Origin of the sequence: Nocardiopsis quinghaiensis (assembly GCF_008638365.1) — a bacterium.
Taxonomy (GTDB): Bacteria; Actinomycetota; Actinomycetes; order Streptosporangiales; family Streptosporangiaceae; genus Nocardiopsis; species Nocardiopsis quinghaiensis.
In genome coordinates this window covers 101,476-127,290 of the sequence record NZ_ML703340.1, presented here as the reverse complement: position 1 = coordinate 127,290, position 25,815 = coordinate 101,476, and the positions used below count along the sequence as shown (strand labels likewise).

The window sequence follows — 25,815 nt, the reverse complement described above, 5'->3', positions numbered from 1 at the left end:
GTGGGTAGTGTGGGGCATCGAGGGCCTTCTGGTGCGTCGGGTAGATGTCGCAATCCACACCGATACCGAAGGCCCTCTTCGCTTGTGTCAGCCGGGGTGGGTGTTACCAACCTCCATGGTCAGTACAGCTAGTGCGCTGATCGCCAAGGCCGGAGCGGTCCCCCGGTCAGCCGAGGCCGAAGGGCAGCCTGCGGGGCGTGTGCTGGAGGCTGATCCAGTGGTCGGTGGTGAACTCCTCGATCGCCCAATCGCCGCCGAACCGGCCGAGACCGGAGTGGTTCTCCCCGCCGAACGCCGTGTTGGCCTCGTCGTTGAGCGTGGAGTCGTTGACGTGGGTCATGCCCGTACGCAGGCGGCGGGCGAACCGCACCCCCCGCTCGGCGTCGCGCGTGTACACCGCGCTGGACAGGCCGTACTCGGTGTCGTTGGCGATGCGCAGCGCGTCCTCCTCGTTCTCGGCCCGGACCACCGTGGCCACCGGCCCGAACACCTCCTCCGACGCGCTGGGAGCGTCGTTGGAGGCGAGCAGCAGGTGGGGCGGCAGGACCCTGCCCGCCGGACCGTGCGGGTCCCCGGACAGCAGGAGCCGCGCGCCCTGCTCTACGGACCGGGCGACCAGGTCCCGGACGCCGTCGCGCTGGTCGTCGTCGATGAGGGGGCCGATCTGGGTGGCCGGGTCGGCGGGGTCGCCCGTCCGCAGCCCCCTGGCGCGCACGAGCATCCGCTCGACCAGGTCGTCGTGGACGGCGGCGGTGGCCACGACCCGGTTGGTGGCCATGCAGATCTGGCCCTGGTGGTAGTAGGAGCCGAACACGGCTGCGTCCGCGGCCAGGTCCAGGTCGGCGTCCTCCAGCACCACCAGGGGGCCGTTGCCGCCGAGTTCGAGCGAGCACCTCTTGAGCGGGGCCTGCCTGGAGACGTGGCGGCCGACCTCGGTGGACCCCGTGAACGAGATCATCCGGGAGGTCTCGTGGGTGGCGAGCGCGTCTCCGATCTCACCGCCCTTGCCGATGACCACGTTGAGCACTCCGGGGGGAAGCCCGGCCTCCTCGTAGATCCGGGCGAGCAGGAGCCCGCCCGTGACCGGGGTGTTCTCGGCGGGTTTGAGGACGACGGTGTTGCCGAGGGCGATGGCGGGCGCGACGGAGCGGTGGGAGAGATGGAGAGGGAGGTTCCACGGGCTGATCACCGTGACGACTCCGAGCGGCTCGCGGTAGACGCGGTTCTCCTTGCCCGGGGTGATGCCGGGCAGGATGCGGCCGGCGACCCTCGTGGGATAGGAGGTGACCTCGACCATGCCGCTGTGCACCAGCTGCCACTCGAACTCGGCGCGCTCGCGGACGGCACCGGCCTCGGACACGAGCCAGTCGACGATCTCGGTCCGGCGCGCGTCGAGGACGCGGAGGGCCCGCAGGAACAGCTCGGCGCGGTCGGCGGCCGGGGTGGCCGCCCACTCCGGCCACGCCCTCTCCGCCTCCCGGTAGGCGAGGTCGACGTCGCTCTCGTCGGCCAGGCGGATCTCGGTGAGGACCGCGTCGTCGTAGGGGTTGACGTCCTGGAAGACGGTTCCGGAGGATCCGTGGCGCCACCGGCCTCCGATGGGCATGCGGTCCAGTCCCGTGTAGGCGCTCGGCCGCTGGTCGGCGTGCATCGGCTCTCCCCCGCGTAGGCGTCGCTGCCTGCCACGGTGACCCGGGGTCCGCGCGCGGACAACGGGACTTGCCGCTCCTTGGCCAACTGTTCAGCGGCTTTCGGGTCCCCCGGGACGGCCCGGCGCCCGGGTACGGGCTCCGCCTCCAGGCCCTTGGCGAGTACCGTGCGGATCCGCCCACGGGGGCCCGGGCCTCAGCCCAGCCGCTCCAGGGCCCTGCGCGGGGACCGGGCGTGCCGTCCCATCCCCGCGAACGGGCACCCGTCCCGTTCCAGGTCGATCGTGAACGCCCCGGCCGACTCCAGTCCGTCCAGCTCCTCCCAGGTGAGCGGCGCCGCGACCGGTGCGCCCGGCCTGGCCCGCACCGAGTACGGGGCGACCGCGAGCTGCTCGCGGCCGTTGCGCAGGTAGTCCACGAACAACCGGTCCCCCCGAGCGGCCTTGCGCACCTCGGTGGTCAGCTCGTCCGGGCGCCGGGCCGCCACCCGGTCCGCGACCGCCTCCGCCAGCCGGCGGACCTCCCGGTCGTCGACCTCCGGGCGCAGCGGCGAGCGCACGTGCAGCCCTCGGGAACCGCTGGTCATCACGTACGCGGCCAGGTCCAGGTCGTCGAGCACCTCCCGCGTGTCCCGGGCGGCGGCCCTACAGGCGGCGAAAGCCTCCGGGCCGTCCCCGGCGGGGTCCAGGTCGATCACCATCCGGTCGGGGCGGCCCAGGTGCGGCTCCCCGGACTGCCAGGCGTGCACGGTGATCGCCGCCTGGTCCGCGCACCACACCAGCGCCGCCGCGTCCTGGCACACCATCATCCGCCCGCCGCTGGTCTCCACGGTGCGCACCCAGTCCGGAACCGACGGGTGCTTGACGAAGAACCCCCGTGCCCCGATCCCGTCCGGGAACCGCTCCAGGGCGACGGGCCGGTCGCGCACGTGCGGCAGCATCAGGGGCGCGATCCTGGCGTGGTACTGCGCCAGGTCCTCCTTGGTCGCACCGCTCTCGCCGAACAGCGGCTTGCCGGGTCTGCGCACCCCCACCACGCGCCGCCCCGCACGTACCCACGTGGTCCCCGTCGCCATGGCCCTCTCCCCCCGGCTCGGCACCGTGCGGCCCGACTACCCGGCCGGTACCGCCGGAAACGGTTCCCCCACAGCGCGAACGCCCGGCCAGGAGGACCTGGCCGGGCGTTCGGGTTCGTGCGCTCGGTACTACTTGCGCTTGTTGATCTCCTCGGTGAGCTGCGGGGCGACCGTGTGCAGGTCACCCACGACGCCGAAGTCGACCAGCTCGAAGATCGGGGCCTCGGGGTCCTTGTTGACCGCGACGATGTTCTTCGCGGTCTGCATGCCCGCGCGGTGCTGGATCGCGCCGGAGATACCGAGGGCCACGTACAGGTTCGGGCTGACCGTCTTACCGGTCTGGCCGACCTGGAACTGGTTCGGGTACCAGCCGGAGTCGACGGCGGCGCGGGAGGCGCCCACGGCCGCGCCGAGGGAGTCGGCCAGGTTCTCGACGACGGAGAAGTCGTCGGAACCGACGCCGCGGCCACCGGAGACCACGATCGCGGCCTCGGTGAGCTCGGGGCGCTCGCCCTGCTCCTCGGCGACGCGCTCGACGACCCTGGCGGTCTTGGCGGCGTCGGAGACCTCCACCGACACGGCCTCCTCGGCGGCGGCGCCGGTGGCGGCCTCGGCCGGGACGGAGTTCGGGCGGACGGCGACGACCGGCACGCCGGTGCGCACACGGGCGTGGGTGATGGTGCCGCCACCGAAGATGCTGTGCTCGGTGACGACCTCGGCGTCGACGTCCACGACGTCGGTGAGCACACCGGAGCCCAGCTTGACGGCGGTACGGCCGGCGATCTCCTTGTTCTCGGCGGTGGCCGAGACCAGGACGGCGGCGGCGCCCTTGTCCTGGGCGAGCTTGGCGAGCAGTTCGGCCTTGGGGGCGACGACGTAGTCGCCCAGCTCGGCCGGGGCCACGTAGACCTTCTCCGCGCCGTACTCGGCCAGGGCGCCCTTGCCCGACTCCGCACCGTCGCCGATCCACACGGCCGCGGGCTCGCCGATACGGCGGGCGGCGGTGAGCAGCTCGGTGGTGACCTTCTTGACCTGTCCGTCGACGTGGTCGACGAGGACGAGGACCTCAGCCATAATCCTTGAACCTTCCTGAGTCTCTCGCCGGACCTACACGAACTTCTTCTCGACGAGGAAGTCGGCGACCTTGGCGGCACCGTCACCCTCGTCCTTGACGACCGTGCCAGCGGCGCGCGGCGGCGCGGCGGCGAAGTCGACGGTCTCGGTGGCGGCGTTGGCCAGGCCGACCCTGCCGGTGTCGATGCCCGCGTCGGCGGCGGACTTCTTGTCGACCGGCTTCTTCTTCGCCTGCATGATGAGCTTGAAGGACGGGTAGCGGGGCTCGTTGATCTTCTCGACCACGGAGACGACCGCCGGAAGCTGGGCCTCGACGACGTCGTAGCCGTAGTCGGTCTGGCGCTGGATCCTGATGGTGCTGCCGTCGACGTCGACCTTGCGCGCGAACGTGAGCTGCGGCAGGCCGAGGTACTCGGCGAGCGCGGCGCCGACGACGCCGGTACGGGCGTCGGTGGACTCCGAGCCCAGCACGACCACGTCGTACTCGATGGTGCCCAGGGCCTGCGCGAGCGCGTAGGCGGTCTGGAGCGCGTCCGAGCCGTGGAGCGCGTCGTCGTTGACGAAGACGGCCTTGTCCGCACCCATCGACATGGCCTTGCGGATGGAGTCCGTGGCCTGGTCCGGCCCCATCGTCAGGATGGTGACCTCGCCGCCGTGCTTCTCCTTGAGGAGGAGGGCCTCCTCGATCGCGTACTCGTCGAGCTCGTTGATGACGCCGTCGGACGCTGCGCGGTCGAGCGTCTTGTCATCGGCGTTGAGCTTCCGTTCGGTCGCCGTGTCCGGGACCTGCTTGACCAAAACGACAATATTCATGGCCGGTGGCCGACCTCCCTGCACTCCATGGATCCGCCGTGCGGCGGTCGGACGCTGGCGCGCCCCGTGATGCCAACAATGCCGAATGCCGTTCGGCCATCCGACGGCGGGGCCGCCTTCATGTCCAGACAGGTCCCGCGGTGTGCTCGTACAGCCAAAGGTTACTGGCTAGTAGCTTGGGGGCCAACCCGTGGCCCCCGGTGTGACTGAGGCAACCCTGACCGCCCCCGTGGCACCGGGCCGCCGACACCCGCGACGGTTCACCGGCACCGGACGCCCGGGATCCGGTCCCCGGTTTCCACCCTAGTCGCCACGGGCTCCGCCGGAACCGGTCACACCACCGGTGACGGCCAGGAAAAGGACGACGCCCTCCCCCGCGGCGGGAGGGAGGGCGTCGGCGGGTCCGGCGCCGCGGCGCCGTCTAGGCGAACCAGTCCGACGGGCCGCTCCACGGGGCCCAGAGGGGGAACGAACTCAGGCCGATGGACATGATCAGCATGGTCAGCAGCAGGATGCCGATGACCACGCCGATGTACAGGTACAGGTTGTGGAACCGCACCCGCTCGACCAGCCACACCGCCTGGTGCCGCGCCCCGCGCCCGCTCGGCATGATGTAGCTGAGCAGGATCATCACGAAGACGGCGAACGAGCCGGTGTAGTTGGCCCCGTGGTCCCCCGTCTCCAGGATCTGCGCGTAGACCATGCCGACCAGGATCCCGGCCAGCAGGTAGATCAGGCCGAAACCGACCGTGCGCAGCACCATGCGCCCGAAGGCCCACGGGAAGCTCAGCGCCACCACCATGCTGTCGGAACTGCGCGGGCCGCGGGTCTGCAGGCGGCGGGCGTGCTCGGCCTTGACCACGTCCAGGGCGCTCAGCCCGGCGATGATCACGATGCCCAGCAGGATGCCGAACCAGGGGAACCACAGGGCCACACCGGCCAGCGAGAACATGACGGGGATGAGCACCAGCGGGTGCATCCGCCACGCCTCGGCCTCGTACCCCTCGTCGTCGTAGTACCCGTCGTCGCCGCCCCGGAAGTAGTCGCCCATCCGGTCGTTGCTGCCGCGCCTGAACCGGTTCAGCCAGCCACCGCGCTCCTCGTAGTCCTCCTCGTCGAACTCCTGTGTCCGGCCGCTGTGGCGGTCGTCGTCCACGGGGGTGAGGATGTCGGCGAAGTCCCCCTTGTGCAGCGGGGTGTTGAAGAACTGGGTCTGCGGGGTCCGGTACCCCTCGTCCTCCGCGACGGGACGGTGGCCGTTCCCGTCCACGGATTCCATCATCATCGTGCCCTGCGGCTCGTCGCGGGACAGTTCGCCCGGCTGGAAACGCCGCGTGCCTTGCATGTCGTCGAGGTCGTCCCCTGCGCCGACCGGGTTGATCCGCATGGTTCCCTGCGGGTCGTCCAGGTCGTCGGAGCCGCTGGGGGTGATCCGCTCGGTGCCGCCCAGGTCGTCGGTCGGGTCCCCGTCGGCGTCCCGGCCCCGCCGGGCGTCGTCGGCGGCACCCGACAGGTCGTCCGTGGCCTCCGGGTCGCTGTCCCAGCCGCTCGCGTGGGCGACGGAGGTCTGGTGCGGGGGCTCCTTCGGCAGGGACCAGGAACCGGCGGCCTGGTGGGCCCCGCTGCTCGTGTGCGGGGGTCCCCACCCCTCGTCGCCTCCGGACGCGCGTCCGGCCAGGTAGCCGGCGGCGCCTCCGAGGCCGGCGCCGGCGGCTCCCGCCGCCGCGGCGCCGCCCGGGCCGCCGCGCGCAGCGGGGTCGGACTCGGGAAGGCCGCCCACGGACGGGTTGTACACGGTGTGGTTGCCGGTCAGCCCGGTGGGCCGGCCCCCGGCGTCCTCGGTCCAGGGCAGGTCGAGGTTGAGGCGGCTGGTCTCCTCGACCAGCTGTGCGGCCGCGGGGCGGCGCGCCATGTCACGGGAGACGGCGCGGTTGACCAGCGGCCGCAGCGCCTCGTGCATCCCGTCCATGTCGATCTCGCCGTTGAGGATGCGGAAGAAGATGACCTCGAAGGAGCCCGCGCCGTAGGGCGGGCGCCCGGTGGAGGCGAAGGCGACGGTGCCGCCCCAGGCATGGATGTCGGTGGCCGGGCCCAGGTCGGTACCCTCGATGACCTCCGGGGACAGGTAGCTGGGCGTGCCGACGAACGTGCCGGTCTGGGTCAGCTTGGCGCCGTCCACGGCGTGCGCGATGCCGAAGTCGATGACGATCGGCTCACCGTTGGAGATGATCACGTTGCCGGGCTTGAGGTCGCGGTGGATCACCTCCACCTCGTGGATGTCCTTGATCGCCCGGGCCAGGCCGGTCACGAAGCGCCGGAGGGCGCGGCCGCGCAGCGGGCCGTGGTCGGTGACGGTCGAGTCCAGGGTGGGGCCCGGAATGTACTCGGTGACCACCCAGGGCAGCTCGGCCTGGGTGTCGGCGTCGATGACCTCGGCCACGTTGGGACTGTGTACCCGGCGCATGGTCTCGACCTCGCGTGCGAGGCGGGCCCGGGCGATGTGGTCCCCCGCGACCTCGGGCTTGAGGACCTTCACCGCGACGAACTGCTCGGTCCGGGGGTCCTCGGCCTGGTACACCACGCCCATGCCGCCCTGTCCGATACGGCGGCGAATCACGTAGTGGCCGATGCGCTCCGGCAGCTCCTCGCCCGTGGGGAAACCTGCCGACATTGCCATCGAGAACTCATCCCCTCAAAAGACCGCATACCGCCACGTCCAGCTTATCGGCCGGGGGGATGGGTCAACCTTGGCTTGTGTGGCCCGTCCGGGGATCCGTGCGGTCGCTTCCGCGCCGCCGGGGTGCTCCAGAGGGCTCCGGCGGTGCGTCCGTCCTCGGACGACCACCACGAGTATGACGGAAAACCCGCGTGCACGGTTCCCTCCTCCGTGTCCGGAGTGGCCGGATGCGGACGTTCGGCCGGACCCTCCCCGCCGCTGTCCGGTCCGGCGGGGGAGGGGAGGCCCTCCGCGCGCTGGAGAGCGGCGGGGGGAGAGGCGGTCCCCACGGTGCCGGACTCCCCCGCCCGCCCGGCTCAGCGCCCGCCGAAGGAGGCCTTGCCCGGCCCCTGCCCGACGAAGCTGTGCATGCCGTTCCTCTGGTCCTCGGTCGCGAACAGCCCGGCGAAGTGCAGGCGCTCGATCTCCAGGCCCGTGTCCAGGTCGGTCTCCAGGCCCCGGTCCACGGCCTCCTTGGCGGCGGCCAGCGCCACGGCGGGTCCTTCGGCGTACTTCGCGACCCGGGCCACGGCTGCCCGGTAGACCTCCTCGTCCGGGACGACCTCGTCCACCAGGCCGATCTCCCGGGCTTCGTCCGCCTTCACGTGGCGGCCGGTGAAGATCATCTCCTTGGCCCGGGACGGGCCCACGAGGCGGGGCAGGCGCTGGGTGCCGCCCGCGCCGGGGATCACGCCGAGCTGGATCTCGGGCACGCCCAGCCTCGTCCCCGCCCCCGCGACCCGGAAGTCGGCGGCCAGCGCCAGCTCCAGTCCGCCGCCCAGCGCGTACCCGGTGACGGCCGCCACGACCGGCTTGGGGACGCGCGCCACCAGGGTCAGCGCGCTCTGCAGGTTGCGCGCGTACTCCCGCATCTCGGCGGCGGTGCGGTCCGCCATCTCCTTGATGTCGGCGCCCGCGACGAACACGCGCTCGCCGCCGTAGACCACCACGGCGCGCACGCCCGGGTCGGTGGACACCTGCTTCGCGGCGTCGGCGATCCCGGCCGTCATCACCGCGTTGAGCGCGTTCACCTTAGGCCGGTCCAGCCTGATCACGGCCACGGCCGGGTGGTCCGGGTCGGTCTCCACGCGAACGAACTCGCCCACGATCCCCACCTCTTCCATTTCCATTCGACGTCGGTGTCCTGAACTACCTACCACCAGGTTCAGGAAAAGAGCAGCACCAGGGTGCCCAGCCGTGCGGACAGCGTGTACGCCGCCGCCAGGAGCAGGGCCGCACCCGCGATCAGCAGCGTGTCCGCCCGGCGCCAGCGGCTCCGCCTGGCACGCGTGCGCGGCCCGGTGCCGAACGCGCGGGCGTCCATCGCCGTGGCCAGCAGCGTCCCGGTGCGGATGGACCGCACCAGGAGGGCGAACAGGCGGCCGAAGAACAGCGTGATCCTCCGCACGGGGTTGCGCCCGGCCTCCAGTCCGCGCGCCCGCCGCGCCAGTGTGATGGTGCGCCACTGGTCGGCCAGCAGCGGGACGAGCCGCAGCGCCGCAAGCACGCCCATGGCGGGCCGCTCGGGTACCCGCAGCCGCTGCACCAGCCCGTCGGACATCTCCGTCGGGTCGCTGCTCACGGCCGCGATCAGGCCCGGCAGGGCGATGGCCAGCAGGCGCACCGCGGCGCCCAGGGCCCCCTCCGCGCCGTGCTCGCCGTACAGGTAGTTGACCAGGCCGTTGGAGAGTCCCATGAGCAGGAAGGGGCCGCCCAGGACGAGCAGGGTGCGCCGGTCGATCCCGCTGAACGGCAGGAGCAGCAGGACCCCCGCCAGCACCACGCCACCGGTCACGGCGTCCACGGCCGGGACCAGGCCGAGGCCCAGGAGCAGGGCGGCGAGCAGCTTCGCGGCGGGGTTGAACCCGACGAGCCAGTAGCGGAGTCCGCCGTCCTCCGGCGCGTCCAGGGTCAGCATGTCCGGAGCGCGCCGGTCACCCACGGGTCCTCCTCCCGGCCGCCGCCTCCCGGGCCGCGGACGCGGACGCGTACACGGCGCGGCCGTCGGCCACGCGCACCCGCGCGTCCGCCAGGTGCCTCAGCAGCAGGCCGTCGTGGGTGGCCATGACCACGGCCCGCCCCTCGGCCCGCAGAGCCCCCAGCAGCTCCACCAGCTCGGTCCACGTACGGGTGTCCTGGCCGAAGGTCGGTTCGTCCAGCACGAGCACGTCGGGCGCGTGCGAGGGACCGGAGCTGAGCGCCGTGGCCACCGACAGCCGCCGCTTCTCCCCGCCCGAGAGCGTGTAGGGGTGCACGTCGGCCAGACGGGTCAGGCGCAGCCGCTCCATCAGCTCGCCCACCCAGGCGTCGGTCTCGGCCTCACCCATCCCGGCGCGCAGCGGGGCGAAGCGCAGTTCGTCGCGGACGGTGGTGGTGACGAACTGGTCCTCCGCGTGCTGGAAGACCGTGCCCACGTGCCGGGCCAGCCTCCGGGCGGGCCAGCGCGCGAGCGGGCGCCGGTCGGCCCCGGCCAGCGGTCCGCGCGGCAGCACCTGTCCCCGGTGGGGCCTGGACAGCCCGGCCAGCATGGTCAGCAGGGTGGACTTGCCCGCGCCGTTGGGTCCGGTCAGGGCGGTCGCGGTACCGGCGGACACGGTGACGTCCACACCGTCGAGCACCACGCGCCGGGGCGCGGAGCGCACGCCCAGTTGGAAGGGGGTGCGCGCGGCCACGCCCACCGCCTCCAGCAGGGCCCCTCCCCCGGGCGCCGGGGACAGTTCGGGGAGGGGTTCGTTCCCGGGTATCCACACCCCCTGGTCGGCCAGTGAACGCCCGTGCCCGGAGAACACGGCGGCCGGGTCCCCGTCGGCGATCACGCCGCCGCCGGGCTCCACGACCACGACCCGGTCCACCAGGTCGACCACCTCGGCCACGCGGTGTTCGACGAGCACCATGGTCGCCTCGGTCTCGGCGAGCATGCGTGTGAGCACACCGCGCACCAGCGCGGCCCCCGCCGGGTCGAGGTTGGCGGTGGGCTCGTCGAGCAGCAGCAGGCGGGGGCGCATGGCCAGCGCACCGGCGATCACCAGGCGCTGCTTCTCGCCGCCCGACAGCGCGCCGGTGGAGTGGCGCGGCCCGTACGGGAAGCCCACGGCGTCCAGGGCCTCGTGCACCCGCGGCCAGATCAGCCCGGGGTCCACGCCCAGGTTCTCCGGGCCGAAGGCCACGTCGTCGCCCGCACGCGCCATCACCAGTTGCGTCTCGGGGTCCTGGCTGACCAGGCCGGCCGCGCCGCGTCCGCGGTCGGCGGGCTCACCGTCCACGAGCAGGGTGCCCTCCTGGTCGCCGCTGATCGCGCCGTCCTCACCGGTCAGACCGGCCAGCGAGTGCAGCAGGGTCGACTTGCCCGCCCCGGAGGCGCCGAGCAGCAGCACGCGCTCTCCGGGTTCGACGACCAGGTCCACGCCGCGCAGTGCGTACTCCCCGCGCCCGGAGTGCCGCCAGCCCCAGCCGGACAGCTCCACGCGCGCGCCGGGACGGGCGGTCCGCCCGTGCGTCTCGGCCACGGGTCAGCCCTTCGCCGACGGGAAGGACGCCAGCACTCCGGAGCGGGCCAGGGCGGTGGTGAGGACGCGGGCGCCCACACCCGCGATGACGGCGGCGCTGATCACCACGATGACGCCGTACACGATCTGGTAGTGCAGCGGCCAGGTGACGTTGTAGGCGATGTTGTCGCGGATGGCGGGGGAGAGGCCCGCGACCGCCGCGGCGAGCACGGCCACGCCCATGCCCCAGCGCCGGTAGCCGAAGGCGAGGAAGACCAGCTCGGGCAGGATGCCCTGGAGGGTGCCGTCGAGGATGACCATGATCCCCCACTGGGTACCCAGGACCGCCGACACCGACGCGGCGGCGATCGAGGTGAGCAGGGCGGCTCCGGGCTTGCGGATGATCAGGCCTCCGAGCACACCGGAGATCAGCCACATGCCGTAGATGACGGCCTGCGCGGGTGGGAATCCCACGAACAGCGGGGTCGTGGCCGTCCACACGATGTTCCACAGCCAGAAGACGACGCCGACGGCGACGCCGATGACGGCGGCCACGACGATGTCGACGGTGCGCCACCTCCGCCGGTGACCGAAGACGTCCCGCCGGAAACCGGTCTTCGCGGTGTCGTTCCTCTTCATGTCCTGTTGTCCCTTCGTCGGGGGATGACGAGGGGCCATGTGGCCAAGAGCGGCACCGACGGAGTGTGCCTGCGCGGCCGGAGCGTGCCGGTGCGCGGGAGCACGCCACCGGTGACGGGTTCCTACGACTTCCTTCGCTGGCATGACCCAGATCAGGTGTGTAAGGGTCTGCGGCCTGGTGCCGCACTCTCAGCGCTCACGCGCTCCCCTGTCGGTTCTTCCCCCAGTATGGGGCAAAAAGGAGGACCGTGGGGTTTTTCGTCCCCACGATCCTCGTCTTTTCCGGAATGATCCGGTCCGGGCCGCCCCGGAGCGGCCTCAGGCGTCACCCCCGCCGCCGGATGCGGGCGGCTTGGGCGACGGACTGCCGAAGGCCTTCGGCGACGGCGCGAACTTCTTCTTCGGGAGCTCGTCCGCGGCCTCCTCCATGGTGGCCTGCCAGATCGGTCCGGGCAGCGTGGCGCCGTAGACCATGCCGTAGTAGCGGTCGCCGATCCTCACGTTCTGGAGCGTGTGCTGCTCGCCGCCGCGGATGTCGCCGACCGCCACGGTTCCGACCAGGTTCGGGGTGTACCCCGCGAACCACGCGTAGGCCGCGCTGTCGGTGGTACCGGTCTTGGCCGCGGCCGGGCGCCCGATCTCCAGACCGTTGGTGGTGCCGCCCTTGAAGGTCTGCTGGAGCAGGTGGCTGACGCCGTCGGCGACCTTGGTGTCGATCGCGTCATCCTCGCAGTCGGTGTCCACCTGGACCTCCCGGTCGCCCTCGCCGTCGAAGCCGACCGAGGTCACCGGGACCGGCTCGCAGTAGGTGCCCCGGGAGGCGAAGGTGGCGTAGGCGCTGGCCAGGGTCAGCGGGGAGACCTCCTGGTCGCCCAGGGTGAAGGAGTTCCACACTCCCAGGTCCTCGCCGTCCGCGCGGTGGACGCCCAGGCGTTCGGCCATCTGCGCGGTCTCGCACAGGCCGACGCGCTTCTGGAGCTGGGCGAAGTAGGTGTTCACCGACCCCTTGGTCCCACTGATCATGTTGTGCGTGCCCCCGCTGCTCTCACCGGCGTTGCGCACGTCCCACGTCTCCATCCTGCCGCCCTCGCAGTTCTTCATCCCGCTGACCGACGTGGTCTTGGGCGAGTTGAAGCTGGTGCCGTACTTGAGTCCGGCGTCCAGCGCGGCGGCCAGCGTGAACGGCTTGAACGTCGACCCCGCCTGGTAGCCGTGGGAGCCGCCGTCGGCGCGGTCCACGGCCAGGTTGATCGAGGTGGTGCCCAGGTTCTTCTCGTCGAAGCCGTAAGGCATGTTCTGGGCCATCGCCCGCACCCGCCCGGTGCCGGGCTCCATCAGCACCTCGGTGGCGAACTTGGCCGAGTCCCCCGCCGGGACGTACCGCTCGACCCCGCGCTCGGCGGCCTGCTGCATGTCGCTGTCGAGCGTGGTGCGCACGGTGATGCCGCCCCTCTCGAGTATCCGGTCGCGCTCCTCCTGGGTGTCGGCGAGCACGTCGGAGTCGCGCAGCCAGTGCATGACGTAGTCGCAGAAGAACGGCTGCTCGCTGTGGAAGCAGCTGCCCCCGCGCGGGGTCATCTCCACGCCCAGTTCCCGGCTCTTGTGCTCCTCGGCCTCCCCCGCCTCCAGGTACCCGGTGGCGGCCATCCGGTCCAGCACCAGGTTGCGGCGGTTCAGGGCGGACTCGGGGTTGGTGAGCGGGTCGTAGTACGACGGGGCGCGCACCAGTCCCACGATCGTGGCGGCCTGTGCGGGGTCCAGTTCCGAGGCCGGCACGGAGAAGTAGCGCCGCGCGGCGATCTCGATGCCGTACGCGTTCTGACCGAAGTAGGCGAGGTTGAGGTAACCCTCCATGATCTCGTCCTTGGTGAGCCGCTCCTCGATCTCGACGGCGTAGCGCAGCTCCTGGACCTTGCGCGCCAGGGTCTGCGCGGTGGCGCTCTCCACATCCTCCTCGCCGTCGGCCTGCTCGACGAGCAGGTTCTTCACGTACTGCTGGGTGATGGTGGACCCGCCCTGGATGTCGCCCGTGGCGGTGCGGACCGCGGCGCGCAGCGTTCCGCGCAGGTCCAGCCCGCCGTGCTCGTAGAAGCGTTCGTCCTCGATCGCCATCAGCGCCGCCGGCACCGCGGGGCTGATCTCGTCCAGGGGCACCACGTCGCGCTCGCGCTCGGCGACCTCCGCGATCGGGTCACCGTCCACGTCGGTGAGCAGGACCCGCTCGGTCAGGGGCAGCACCTCCAGGTCGCTGGGCATGGCCATGAAGGCCTCCGCGGTGTTCCTGGCCGCCAGCCCGGCTCCCCCCACCCACGGCATGACCAGTGCCGCGGTCAACAGCCCGGCGACCACGCTCGTCCCCGTCAGGCGCAGGAGCGCGTCCCCCCGTGTGTTCCCCGGGACCGGTTTCGACAGTTTCTCGCGCAGGGCCGCGGACCACCGGTGCGCACCCGGGACCGCGCCCCGCGGCCGCCCGCGCGGGGAGGAGGTGTGCCCGCTCCCCCGCGGGGCCTCATGCCGCCGTTCGCGCGGCGGACGCTGGTTCGACTCCGTCACGTCGCCCCCTACGGCCGTGTACCGCCCAGCCCGCGGACCACGCGGACAGGGCCGTCCACCGACCACGCTCGCAGGAGGGATGCAAAGAACAAACCGTAAAAACGGGCGTGTCAGCGAAAAGCTTCCCCAATCCCTAGCAAAGCTCCTCAGAACGAACATACTTCGTCAACCACCACGAAACAGACGCGCGACAAGCTCGACACCGAGAGAAACGAGGGTTTCCGGGGGGTCGCCAACGGCGGAGGGGCCGATGCGGGGCGAACGTTGCTTCAGCGACCGTTCGGTCACACCGGGATGTCCGGAATACGGCCACGCACCCCGGAGGCACATTCGGCTATCCCTACCCACCGCATCACACCGACCAACATGACCAATAAGTTTCTCGGCATTTCCCCATAACCCATTGGAAAACAACCGCAGAGACCCCTGAATCAGGTGTGGTCTTATGACCGCTTTGAGTGATTTACCCAGGTGAAACCTGGCAAATGCGCACTCTTAGCACACAAGGCAAGTGTGACGAGGATCACACAAATTATTCGGCCCGGCCACCCAGCCAAACCCCGCAAGAGGGCAGACGATAGACAGCGGAGGGCACCGAAGCCGCAATCCGGACAGTTTCCTATCCGGACGCTTCGTTGACTCCATATCGCTTTGAACTAACCCCCGGGCATTTCCGCCTGCCGAAAATCAGAACGCTTCCACAACGCCCAAACCATGACAATTACGGTGTAGCCAGTGATCGGACGCCTGCCCATACTCGACATCTCCCCAGACAACGACCTAGGCCCGGTGAAAGCCGTTCCCGGAGAACGCTTCACCGTGGGCGCCACGGTGATCCGGGAGGGCCACGACTCCCTCGCCGCGGGCGTCGTCGTCTACTCTCCCCGGGGACGCCGCGAACGCCTCGTCCCCATGCGCGAACGCGCGCCCGGCACCGACCGGTACGAGGCCGAGATCAGCCTCCCCTCCGAGGGAAGGTGGTCGTTCGCGATCGAGTCGTGGACCGACCCCTTCGCCACCTGGCACCGCACCGCCCGGGTCAAGCTCCCCCTGGACCAGGACGCCGGCCTCGTCCTGGAGGAGGGCGCCCGGCTGCTCGCCCGCGCCGGTCGCCGCGTCCCCCGCAAGCCCGTGCTCGCCGGGGCCGCCAAGATCCTGCGCGACCCCTCGCGGGCCCCGGTGGAGCGCCTCGCCGCGGCGCTCACCCCCCAGGTCCTCGACGAGATGGAGCGGGCCCCCCTCCGCGAACTGGTCACCAGGTCCCGGCGCACCCGCGTGGTCGTCCACCGCGAGCGCGCGCTGTTCGGCTCCTGGTACGAGTTCTTCCCCCGCTCGGAGGGCGCCCAGACCGGCACCGCCCCCGGCCAGGAGCGCTCGGGCACCTTCGCCACCGCCGCCAAGCGCCTCCCCGCCATCGCCGACATGGGCTTCGACGTGGTCTACCTGCCGCCCGTCCACCCGGTCGGCACCAGCCACCGCAAGGGCGCCGACAACGCCCTGACCGCCGGCCCCGGCGAGCCCGGCTCGGTGTGGGCCATCGGGTCGGCCGACGGGGGGCACGACGCCGTCCACCCCGACCTCGGCACCCTCGCCGACTTCGACGGCTTCGTCGCCGAGGCGCACGAGCACGGCCTGGAGATCGCCCTGGACCTGGCCCTGCAGTGCTCACCCGACCATCCGTGGGTCACCGAGCACCCCGAGTGGTTCACCACCCGGGCCGACGGTTCCATCGCCTACGCCGAGAACCCGCCCAAGCGGTACCAGGACATCTACCCCCTGAACTTCGACAACGACTTCGAGGGCCTGTACGCGGAGATCCTGCGTGTGGTCGAGCACTGGATCGGCCACGGCGTGCGGATCTTCCGTGTCGACAACCCCCACACCAAGCCGGTCGCGTTCTGGGAGAGGCTGCTCGCCGACGTCGCCCGCGGGCACCCGGACGTGCTGTTCCTGGCCGAGGCCTTCACCCGCCCCGCCATGATGCGCACCCTGGCCAAGGTCGGCTTCCACCAGTCCTACACCTACTTCACCTGGCGCAACAGCAAGGAGGAGCTGACCGACTACCTCACCGAGCTGAGCCGGGAGAGCGCCCACTACCTCCGCCCCAACCTCTTCACCAACACCCCGGACATCCTGCACGCCTACCTCCAGCACGGCGGCCGCCCCGCCTTCGAGGCGCGCGCGGTGCTGGCGGCGCTGCTCTCCCCCACCTGGGGCATCTACTCCGGCTTCGAACTGTGCGAGAACACCCCGGCCGCGCCGGGCAGCGAGGAGTACCTCCACTCGGAGAAGTACCAGTACCGGCCACGCGACTGGGCCGCCGCCGAGGCCTCCGGAGAAACCCTCACCGGACTCATCACGCTGCTCAACCGGTTGCGCCGCGAGCACCCGGCCCTGCGGGAGCTGCGCAACCTGCGCTTCCACCACGTGGACCGACCCGAGCTGCTCTGCCTCTCCAAGCACCGGCCCGGCGACGGGCCCAGTGATCCCGACGACACCGTGATCGCCGTCGTCAACCTCGACCCGCACCACGCCCGCGAGGCGACGGTGCACCTGGATCTGCCGTCCATCGGCCACGCGCGAGAGGAGGAGCTCAGGGTGACCGACGAGCTGACCGGCCGTTCCTACACCTGGGGTGCGGACAACTACGTCCGCCTCGACCCCGCGACCGGTCCCGCGCACGTGTTCACCGTCAACGGCAGATAGCGGCCCCCGGACCAGGGCACGGGGTTCCGGCGGATCACCCTCCGCCGGAGTCCCTCCCGTGTCCGAAACGCCTGTTGATCCGACGTCGAACATTCTTGGTGGGGAGCAGTAGATGAGCAAAGACGAGCCCGGCCCCGGCGGACACGGTCACGCCGAACACGGTCCGCTCGCCCCAGCCACCGGGGCCGCCACCGGCCCGCTCATGTCCTCCGGTGGTACCAGTGATCCCCACTGGTACAAGCACGCCGTCTTCTACGAGGTGCTCGCCAGGGGTTTCTTCGACTCCAACGGCGACGGCACCGGTGACCTGGCCGGGCTGGTGCAGAAACTGGACTACCTCCAGTGGCTCGGGATCGACTGCGTATGGCTGCTGCCGATGTACGAGTCCCCCCTGCGCGACGGCGGATACGACATCTCGGACTACTTCAGGATCCTCCCGGAGTTCGGACACACCGCCGACTTCGTGGAGCTCCTGGACGAGGCGCACCGGCGCGGCATCCGCGTCATCACCGACCTGGTCATGAACCACACCAGCGACCAGCACCCGTGGTTCAGGGCCTCGCGCGAGGACCCCGAGGGGCCCTACGGCGACTTCTACGTGTGGTCGGACACCAGCGACCGCTACGACGAGGCGCGCATCATCTTCGTCGACACCGAGACGTCCAACTGGACCTACGACGAGGTCCGCGGCCAGTACTACTGGCACCGGTTCTTCTCCCACCAGCCCGACCTCAACTTCGAGAACCCGGCGGTCCAGGAGGCGCTCCTGGAGGTCCTGCGCTACTGGCTGGACCTGGGCATCGACGGGTTCCGCCTGGACGCCGTGCCCTACCTGTACGAGCGCGAGGGCACCAACTGCGAGAACCTCAAGGAGACGCACGAGTTCCTCAAGCGCGTGCGCGCCGAGGTGGACCGGCTCTACCCCGACCGCGTGCTGCTGAGCGAGGCCAACCAGTGGCCGTCCGACGTCGTCGACTACTTCGGCGACTTCGAGTCCGGCGGCGACGAGTGCCACATGAACTTCCACTTCCCGCTGATGCCGCGCATGTTCATGGCGGTACGGCAGGAGCAGCGCTTCCCGATCTCGGAGATCCTCGCCCAGACGCCGCCGATCCCGAGCAACTGCCAGTGGGCGATCTTCCTGCGCAACCACGACGAGCTGACCCTGGAGATGGTCACCGACGAGGAACGCGACTACATGTACTCCGAGTACGCCAAGGAACCCCGTATGCGTGCCAACGTGGGGATCCGCAGGCGGCTCGCGCCCCTGTTGGACAACGACCGCGACCAGATCGAGCTGTTCACCGCTCTGCTGCTGTCGCTGCCGGGATCGCCCGTCCTCTACTACGGCGACGAGATCGGCATGGGCGACAACATCTGGCTCGGCGACCGCGACGCCGTGCGCACGCCCATGCAGTGGAACTCGGACCGCAACGCCGGGTTCTCCAGGGGCGACCCCGCCCGCCTGTACCTGCCGCTGATCATGGACCCGGTCTACGGCTACCAGGCGCTCAACGTGGAGTCCCAGCGCGACAACCCCGGCTCGCTGCTGCACTGGACGCGGCGCATGATCCAGATCCGCAAACGCCACCCGGTGTTCGGCACGGGTGCTTTCACCGAACTCAACGCCTCCAACCCGAGCGTGTTGGCGTTCATCCGCGAGCACGGCGACGACCGCATGCTCTGCGTCAACAACCTGTCGAGGTACCCGCAGCCCGTGGAGCTGGACCTGTCCCGGTACGCCGGGGCCAGCCCGGTGGAGTGCGTGGGGGGTGTGCGCTTCCCCGAGGTCGGGGAGCTGCCCTACCTGCTCACCCTGCCCGGGCACGGATTCTACTGGTTCCAGCTGCCCGCGGTCGCCGAGCCGGAGTCCGCGCCCCGGAGCCGGGACGACATGCCGTCCTACGGCCTGCCCGCCGCCGGGGTCCGTGTGCACGCCCTCGACACCTCCACGGGGCGTGCGTCCCCATCCCGGCCGCACGACTCCGACGATCCAGTCAGCACGACGTCCAGCATTCCGGCCGGGTTCGTCTCCACGTTCGGCGACGGCGCGCCCGGGTCCTCCACCGGGACGCCGGTGCGCACCGCGGGCCCCTCCGGCCCGGTGGCCGAGCGCACGGACCGGGGTGGTGGCGAGAAGGGAAACGGGCCGCTCTGACATGTCCCAACTCGAAGAACTCCTGGCCGTCTGGCTACCCCGGCAGCGCTGGTTCTCCGGCAAGGGAATCCCCATCCGGCAGATCCGGGTCGAGAGCAGGCACACGCTGGTGTCGGCCGGCCCCGAGGGGCCCGACCTGCACGTCCTCGTCATCCAGGCCGGACAGCGGGGCCTCAGCTCCCGCTACCAGCTGCTCCTGGGCTCACGGCCGCCGCGATCCCTGCCACCCGACCTGGCGCGCGTCGCCATCGGCGTGTGCCAGGTGTCGGGCGGCAGACCCAAGGTGATCTACGACGCGGCCCACGACACACAGCTGACCGGGCTGCTGCTCGAACGGTTCGCCGCCCCCACCGGGGCGGAGCCCTCGGGCAGAGTGCGCTTCCGCACCCTGCCGGGCGGTCCTGTCCGCGTCGGGTCGACCGGGCGGATACTCACCGGCGAGCAGTCCAACACCTCGCTGGTCTACGGCGAGGACTACGTCCTCAAGACCTTCCGCAGACTCTGGCCCGGCACCAACCCGGACCTGGAGCTGAACATGGCGCTGTCCGGGTCGCCGTACGTGGCCCGGCCGTGCGGGTGGATCGAGGCCGACCTGGCCGGGCACTCCGCGCCCACGACGCTGGCCATGCTCCAGACCTACATCCCGCAGGCCACGGACGGGTGGGTGCTCGCCACCGCCAACGTGCGCGCCCTGCTGGAGGGGTCGGAGAGCGGGCGCGAGCCCGGGTTCACCGGGGAGGCCGCCCAACTGGGCCGTACCACCGCCGAGGTGCACCGGTCGCTGGCGCGGGCCCTGCCCACGGACGTGCTCACGCCCGCGGGAGCCGCCGAGATGGCCGACGCCATGGTCGAGCGCCTGGCGATGGCCAGTGCCGAGGTGCCCGAACTGGCCGAGCACGCGCCCCGGGTGATGGAGGCCTACGCCGACTTCTCCGAGGTGGACGAGCCGCTGCCGATACAGCGCATCCACGGCGACTACCACCTGGGCCAGGTGATCCGGACCGCGCTCGGGTGGGTGGTGCTGGACTTCGAGGGCGAGCCCACCGTGCCGGTGCGGGACCGCCAGCGCCTGTCCAGCCCGCTGCGGGACGTGGCCGGGATGCTCCGCTCCTTCGACTACGCGGCCGGGTACCTGCTGGTCGGGCACCCGGGCGACTCCGCGCTGGAGTGGGCGGCCCGGTCCTGGGCCCGGCGCAACCGGGAGGCGTTCTGCCGGGGATACGCCGACGGGGGCGGGGCCGATCCGGAGAAGCACCTCACGGTCCTGCGGGCGTTCGAGTTCGACAAGGCCGTGTACGAGGTGCTGTACGAGGCCAGGAACCGGCCCAACTGGCTGCGTGTCCCGCTGGAGTCCATCGCCACCGCGGCCGCCGCGCCGCCCGTTCCCGGATAGTTCCCCGGCGGCCGCCTTCCACGGGGGCGGCGGCCGCCACGACCACCATCCACCCCCGATCCGTACGCCACGAGAACCACGGAGCCCGTATTGACCTCGCCACGCAGCGAACAGCGTCCGCGTGCCAGTGCCGCCAAGGACACGCCGACCGCGAAGAACACGCAGAACACGAAGAAACCGGCGATCGCCGAGACCGCCGAAGCCGCCGCCGACGGCGGCATGCCGGTCGTGGAGGAGTTCCCGGTCGAGGAGTCCGAGGCCGCGCCCGCCGGGAAGTCCACCGCCGCCGGGACGGCACCCAAGGGCAGGACGGCGGCCAGGGGCAGGGCCGGGAGCGGGACAGCCTCCGCGAAGGCTCCGACGGCCGGATCCGCCAAGGCCGGCACCGGGTCGGGGACCGGCGGCAGGCCCGCGGCCAGGCGGAGGAAGGCGGCGCCCGACCCCGGGCTGATCGCCGAACTGGACCGGCTGGTGGACGGCCACCACCACGACCCTCACTCGCTGCTGGGCGTGCACACCGAGGGCAGGGGCACCGTGGTGCGGGCCCTGCGGCCGGGCGCGCTGGAGGTGCACGCCGTCCTGGCCGACGGCTCACGGCTGCGCCTGGACCACCTTCACCGGGGCGTGTTCTCGGCCAAGGTGTCCAGGAGCAGGCTGACGTCCGCGCCCGACTACCGGATCGCCGCCCGCTACGAGGCCGGCGGTCCCGAACACGTGGCCGCGGACCCGTACCGGTTCTCGCCCGCCCTCGGCGACCTGGACCTGCACCTGATCGGCGAGGGCCGCCACGAGGAGCTGTGGAACGCCCTCGGCGCGCACACCCGGGTCGAGGACACCGCGATGGGCGAGGTGGCCGGGACCGGCTTCGCCGTGTGGGCGCCGGACGCGCGCGGTGTGCGGCTGATCGGCGACTTCAACTACTGGAACGGTGTCGGACACCCGATGCGCAGCCTGGGCGCCACGGGCGTGTGGGAGCTGTTCCTGCCCGGTGCGGGCGACGGCGCCCTGTACAAGTTCCAGATCCTGGGCGCGGACGGGCACTGGCGGGACAAGGCCGACCCGATGGCGCGGTGCACGCAGATGCCGCCCGCGACCGCCTCGGTGGTCACCACCTCCGCCCACACCTGGGGCGACCAGGAGTGGATGGCCGAGCGCAAGGGCGTGGAGCAGCACCGGGCGCCGATGAGTGTGTACGAGGTGCACCTGGGCTCCTGGCGACCCGGACTGGGGTACGCGGAACTGGCCGAGCAGCTGGTCGAGTACGTGACCGACATGGGGTTCACGCACGTGGAGCTCCTGCCCGTGGCCGGGCACCCCTACGACGGTTCCTGGGGCTACCAGGTGACGTCGTACTACGCGCCCACGCCCCGGTTCGGATCCCCGGACGAGTTCCGCCACCTGGTGGACTCCCTGCACCAGGCGGGGATCGGCGTGTTCCTGGACTGGGTGCCCGCGCACTTCCCCAAGGACGACTGGGCGCTGGCCCGCTTCGACGGGACGGCGCTGTACGAGCACCCGGACCCCCGCCGGGGCGAGCACCCGGACTGGGGAACGCTCATCTTCAACTACGGGCGGACCGAGGTGCGCAACTTCCTCGTCTCCAACGCCCTGTACTGGCTGGAGGAGTTCCACATCGACGGCCTGCGGGTGGACGCGGTGGCCTCGATGATCTACCTGGACTACTCGCGCGACTCCGGCGCCTGGGAGCCGAACGCCTTCGGCGGCAGGGAGAACCTGGATGCGATCGGCTTCCTCAAGGACCTCAACACCATCGTCTACCGGCGCAACCCGCACGCGGCGATGATCGCCGAGGAGTCCACCGCCTACACGGGTGTGACCACCCCGGTGGACCACGGCGGGCTCGGTTTCGGGTTCAAGTGGAACATGGGGTGGATGCACGACACCCTGGAGTACGTCAAGAAGGAGCCGGTCCACCGGCAGTACCACCACGACGACGTCACGTTCTCGATGGTGTACGCCTACAGCGAGAACTACGTGCTGCCGCTGTCCCACGACGAGGTGGTGCACGGCAAGCAGTCGCTGTTCAACAAGCCGCCCGGCGACGAGTGGCAGCGGTCGGCGACCCTGCGCGCGCTCCTGGCCTTCATGTGGTCGCACCCGGGCAAGCAGCTGCTGTTCATGGGCGGGGAGATCGCCCAGGGGGACGAGTGGTCGCACCGCGAGGGCGTGCCGTGGTGGCTGCTGCAGTTCGAGCACCACGCGGGTGTGCAGCGCCTGGTGAGGGCGCTCAACGAGGCCTACCGGCCGCGGCCCGCGCTGTGGTCGCAGGACACCGACCCGGCGGGCTTTCGCTGGCTGGACGGCGGAGACCGCGAGGGCAACACCCTGTCGTACCTGCGCCACGGTGACGACGGATCGACGCTGGCCTGCGCGGTGAACTTCTCGCCGGTGCCCCGCGGGCACTGGCGGATGGGACTGCCCTCCGGGGGCCGGTGGAACGCGCTGCTCAACACCGACGAGGCGCGCTTCGGCGGCTCCGGACACCCGGCGCCCGCGCACGTGGACGCCGAGGCCGCCCCGTGGCACGGCCAGCCGTTCTCGGCGGAGGTCACCCTGCCGCCGCTCGGCGCGGTCTGGTTCGAGCCCGAGCGCTAGGACGTGCCCCGTCCGAGGGCTCCGGGACGTCCCGGGGCCCTCGGACGCGTCCCCCGTGCCGGGGCACCGGCGCGGGAGCGTCCGGCCCACCGCGCCCCGGGTCACCCGGAAGCCCTACCCTTCGCGCTTGTGCCAGCCGGTGAGGCGGGTGATCGCCTCGTCCAGTACCTCGTCCCTCTTGCAGAACGCGAACCGGAGCAGGTGCGCGCCCTCCTCCTGGTGGTCGTAGAACACCTGCGCGGGCACCGCGGCCACCCCCGCCTCCCTGGGCAGGGCACGGGCCACCTCCACCCCGTCCGTGTATCCGAGCGGGCGGATGTCGGCCATGAGGAAGTAGGTGCCCTCGCACACGTTCACGTCGAAACCGGTGCCGGCCAGCCCCTCCGCCAGCCGGTCCCGCTTGTCCTGGAGCGCGGCGCGCTGGGCGGCGACCCACTCCCCCTGGTGGTCGATGGCCTCGGCGGTCGCCAGTTGCAGCGCGCCGTTGGCGGAGAAGGTCAGGAACTGGTTCACCGTACGCACCGCGCCGACCAGCGGCGCCGGGCCCATCACCCAGCCGGTCTTCCACCCGGTCACGGCGAACATCTTGCCCACCGACGACACCGACAGAGTCCGCTCGCGCATCCCCGGCAGGGCGGCCAGCGGCACGTGCGGCCTGCCGTCGAAGGTGAGGAACTCGTACACCTCGTCGGTGAACGCGATCAGGTCGTGCTCACGGCACACCTTCGCGATCTCCTCCAACTCCTCGGCCGTGAACACGGTGCCCGTGGGATTGTGCGGCGTGTTCACCAGGACCATCCGGGTACGCGGCCCCACGGCCGCGCGCAGATCCTCCGGGTCGAAGGCGAAGCGTCCGGTCTCGGCGTCCGGGCGCAGGGTCACCGACCTGCGCACCCCGCCCGCCAGGGTGATCATGGCGGCGTAGGAGTCGTACATCGGCTCGAAGACGATCACCTCGTCGCCGCGCTCCACCAGGGCGAGCATCGCCGCCGCGATCCCGGCGGTGGCGCCGACGGTGACGTAGACCTCGGTGTCCGGGTCCAGCTCGATGCCGTAGTTACGGGCCCGGTAGCGGCTCACCGCCTGCCGCAGCTCCGGCCGCCCCGGCCCCGGCGGGTACTGGTTCACCCCCTCCAGGATGTGCTCGGAGGCGGCCTCCAGCAGGGAACGCGGACCGTCGGTGTCGGGGAAGCCCTGCCCCAGGTTGACCGATCCGGTCTCCACCGCCAGTTGGGTCATCTCCGCGAAGATCGTCTCGCCGTACACGCGCATTCGTTCAATCAGCGGTTCTTCCACCCGTCGAGCGTATCCACCCGTCCGCCGCCCGGACCATCCCCGCCCCGGGCACACCAACGCGAACGGGACGGACCGCGAGGGTCCGCCCCGTCGACACCCGGCGACCGCTACAGGAGCAGGCTGAGCACCACCCACGCCACGGGACCGGCGATCAGCAGCGAGTCCATGCGGTCCATCAGCCCGCCGTGCCCCGGCATGAACCGGCCCATGTCCTTGACCCCGAGGTCACGCTTGAACAGCGACTCGATCAGGTCGCCGACGGTGGCGGCCAGCACGGTCGCCAGCCCGAGGACCACACCGACCCACCACGGCCCGTCCAGCATCAGCACCACGCACAGCGCACCGGCCACAGCACAGCCCACCACGGAGCCGCCGAAGCCCTCCCAGGTCTTGTTGGGACTGATCACCGGCGCCATCTTGTGCCGCCCCAGCAGGATCCCGGCGAAGTAACCGCCGATGTCACTGGAGATCGTCACCACGATGAACGTGATGAGGCGGTACTGGCCGTCCTCCGGGTGCGACGTGAGGAGCAGCCACGTCCCCAGCAGGAACGGCAGGTACACCAGGGTGAACAGGCTCGCCGCGACATCGGCCACGAACCCCTCCGTGCCACCGCGCAGCCGCCACACCAGGGTGAGGATCGCGGTCAGCGCGGTCGCCCCCACCAGCCATTCGGTCCCCCCGAAGTAGGCGGCGACCTGCATGGCCACGCCGCCGGCCGCCAACGGGACCACGGCCAGGCCCATGCCCTTGCCGGCGAACGCCCGGTTCACCTCCCGCAGCCCGATCAGCACCGCGAGCGAGGTGATGATCGTGAACAGCTGGGGCCACGGGAAGATGGAGAAGAACACGAGCGCGCCCAGGACGCACCCGCTGGCGATGGCCACCGGGAGGTTGCGGCCGGTCCGCACAGGCTCGCCCCCCGGCTTGTGCAGCACGAAGCGCTGACCGGCCGGATCGGAGTCGTCCCGGGGAACGCCGGATCTGTGCTCGGACGCGTGGTCGTCGCCCTCGGAGCCGCTGGAGGAAGGAAGGGTCACCGACTAAACCTCGAGCAGTTCCGATTCCTTGTGCTTCAGCAGTTCGTCGACGGAGGCGACGTACTTCTGAGACATCTCGTCCAGCTCGGCCTGGGCACGGTGTGCCTCGTCCTCGCCGATGTCACCGGCCTTGACGGCCTTCTCGAAGGTGTCCTTGGCACGGCGGCGGACGTTGCGGATCGAGACCTTGCTGTCCTCGGCCTTGGTGCGCGCGACCTTGATGTACTCCTTGCGGCGCTCCTCCGACAGGTCCGGGAACACCACGCGGATGACCTGGCCGTCGTCGGAGGGGTTCACGCCCAGGTCGCTGTTGCGGATGGCGTTGATGATCTCGGTGCGGGCGTTGACGTCGAACGGCGAGATGACCATCATGCGCGGTTCGGGGACCGAGAAGGAGGCCAGCTGGTTGATCGGCGTCCGGGCACCGTAGTAGTCGACGGTGATCTTGTTGAAGGTCGCCGGAGTGGGGCGGCCGGTGCGGATCGTGGCGAAGTCCTCCTTCGCGACGACCACGGCCTTCTCCATCTTCTCCTCGGTCTCGAGGAGTGTCTCTTCGATCATGTGGGCGCTCCCGGTTCGGACTGTGGTGTTCTTGCTGTGGT

At 71.1% G+C, this 25,815-nt stretch carries 17 protein-coding genes and 1 riboswitch; of the genes, 4 read left to right on the top strand and 13 right to left on the bottom strand.

Annotated features, from left to right (window positions below; all coding sequences use genetic code 11):
• Positions 1-166: 166 nt before the first annotated feature.
• From FYX01_RS03710 to FYX01_RS03665, 10 genes are all read right to left on the bottom strand, one after another.
• Positions 167-1,651 (bottom strand): aldehyde dehydrogenase family protein, encoded by a 1,485-nt coding sequence (locus tag FYX01_RS03710; RefSeq protein ID WP_150237529.1) that lies wholly within the window; start codon positions 1,649-1,651, stop codon positions 167-169.
• Positions 1,652-1,845: 194 nt separating this feature from the next.
• Entirely contained in the window at positions 1,846-2,724 is an 879-nt protein-coding gene (ligD, locus tag FYX01_RS03705) for a non-homologous end-joining DNA ligase (RefSeq protein ID WP_150237527.1), read from the bottom strand.
• A gap of 129 nt (positions 2,725-2,853) precedes the next feature.
• On the bottom strand, positions 2,854-3,798 hold the full coding sequence (locus tag FYX01_RS03700) for an electron transfer flavoprotein subunit alpha/FixB family protein (RefSeq protein ID WP_150237525.1): 945 nt from the start codon (positions 3,796-3,798) through the stop codon (positions 2,854-2,856).
• A 33-nt stretch (positions 3,799-3,831) separates the two neighbouring features.
• Positions 3,832-4,611 carry an electron transfer flavoprotein subunit beta/FixA family protein gene (locus FYX01_RS03695; RefSeq protein ID WP_190394162.1) on the bottom strand — a complete coding sequence of 260 codons (780 nt, stop codon included), beginning with the start codon at positions 4,609-4,611 and terminating at the stop codon, positions 3,832-3,834.
• Between the two features lie 421 nt (positions 4,612-5,032).
• Positions 5,033-7,288: a bifunctional serine/threonine protein kinase/MFS transporter gene (locus FYX01_RS03690; RefSeq protein WP_223830292.1), complete on the bottom strand. Its 2,256-nt coding sequence runs from the start codon at positions 7,286-7,288 to the stop codon at positions 5,033-5,035.
• A gap of 356 nt (positions 7,289-7,644) precedes the next feature.
• Entirely contained in the window at positions 7,645-8,451 is an 807-nt protein-coding gene (locus tag FYX01_RS03685) for an enoyl-CoA hydratase/isomerase family protein (protein WP_150237553.1), read from the bottom strand.
• A 41-nt stretch (positions 8,452-8,492) separates the two neighbouring features.
• Positions 8,493-9,245, bottom strand: a complete 753-nt coding sequence (locus FYX01_RS03680; protein ID WP_150237551.1) for an energy-coupling factor transporter transmembrane component T family protein — start codon at positions 9,243-9,245, stop codon at positions 8,493-8,495.
• Positions 9,246-9,261: 16 nt separating this feature from the next.
• Positions 9,262-10,833 carry an ABC transporter ATP-binding protein gene (locus tag FYX01_RS03675; protein ID WP_150237523.1) on the bottom strand — a complete coding sequence of 524 codons (1,572 nt, stop codon included), beginning with the start codon at positions 10,831-10,833 and terminating at the stop codon, positions 9,262-9,264.
• A gap of 3 nt (positions 10,834-10,836) precedes the next feature.
• Positions 10,837-11,451, bottom strand: coding sequence for an ECF transporter S component (locus FYX01_RS03670; RefSeq protein WP_150237521.1), 615 nt, complete (start codon positions 11,449-11,451; stop codon positions 10,837-10,839).
• Between the two features lie 112 nt (positions 11,452-11,563).
• Positions 11,564-11,671: riboswitch (TPP riboswitch) on the bottom strand.
• 98 nt (positions 11,672-11,769) lie between these two features.
• On the bottom strand, positions 11,770-14,004 hold the full coding sequence (locus FYX01_RS03665) for a transglycosylase domain-containing protein (protein WP_317846042.1): 2,235 nt from the start codon (positions 14,002-14,004) through the stop codon (positions 11,770-11,772).
• Between the two features lie 735 nt (positions 14,005-14,739).
• Here FYX01_RS03665 and FYX01_RS03660 point away from each other — a divergent pair.
• The 4 genes from FYX01_RS03660 (at position 14,740) to glgB (ending at position 22,877) form a co-directional block, all read left to right on the top strand.
• A complete protein-coding gene (locus tag FYX01_RS03660; RefSeq protein WP_150237517.1) occupies positions 14,740-16,710 on the top strand; it encodes an alpha-1,4-glucan--maltose-1-phosphate maltosyltransferase in 1,971 nt (656 codons plus the stop codon).
• A 112-nt stretch (positions 16,711-16,822) separates the two neighbouring features.
• Positions 16,823-18,868 (top strand): maltose alpha-D-glucosyltransferase, encoded by a 2,046-nt coding sequence (treS, locus tag FYX01_RS03655; RefSeq protein ID WP_150237516.1) that lies wholly within the window; start codon positions 16,823-16,825, stop codon positions 18,866-18,868.
• A 1-nt stretch (position 18,869) separates the two neighbouring features.
• On the top strand, positions 18,870-20,261 hold the full coding sequence (locus tag FYX01_RS03650) for a maltokinase N-terminal cap-like domain-containing protein (RefSeq protein ID WP_150237514.1): 1,392 nt from the start codon (positions 18,870-18,872) through the stop codon (positions 20,259-20,261).
• 90 nt (positions 20,262-20,351) lie between these two features.
• Positions 20,352-22,877: a 1,4-alpha-glucan branching protein GlgB gene (gene glgB / locus FYX01_RS03645; RefSeq protein WP_223830291.1), complete on the top strand. Its 2,526-nt coding sequence runs from the start codon at positions 20,352-20,354 to the stop codon at positions 22,875-22,877.
• 114 nt (positions 22,878-22,991) lie between these two features.
• Here glgB and FYX01_RS03640 read toward each other — a convergent pair whose 3' ends face one another.
• From FYX01_RS03640 to frr, 3 genes are all read right to left on the bottom strand, one after another.
• Positions 22,992-24,173 carry a pyridoxal phosphate-dependent aminotransferase gene (locus FYX01_RS03640; protein ID WP_150237512.1) on the bottom strand — a complete coding sequence of 394 codons (1,182 nt, stop codon included), beginning with the start codon at positions 24,171-24,173 and terminating at the stop codon, positions 22,992-22,994.
• 107 nt (positions 24,174-24,280) lie between these two features.
• Positions 24,281-25,213, bottom strand: a complete 933-nt coding sequence (locus tag FYX01_RS03635; protein ID WP_150237510.1) for a phosphatidate cytidylyltransferase — start codon at positions 25,211-25,213, stop codon at positions 24,281-24,283.
• A 3-nt stretch (positions 25,214-25,216) separates the two neighbouring features.
• Positions 25,217-25,774: a ribosome recycling factor gene (frr, locus tag FYX01_RS03630; RefSeq protein ID WP_150237508.1), complete on the bottom strand. Its 558-nt coding sequence runs from the start codon at positions 25,772-25,774 to the stop codon at positions 25,217-25,219.
• Positions 25,775-25,815: the final 41 nt, after the last annotated feature.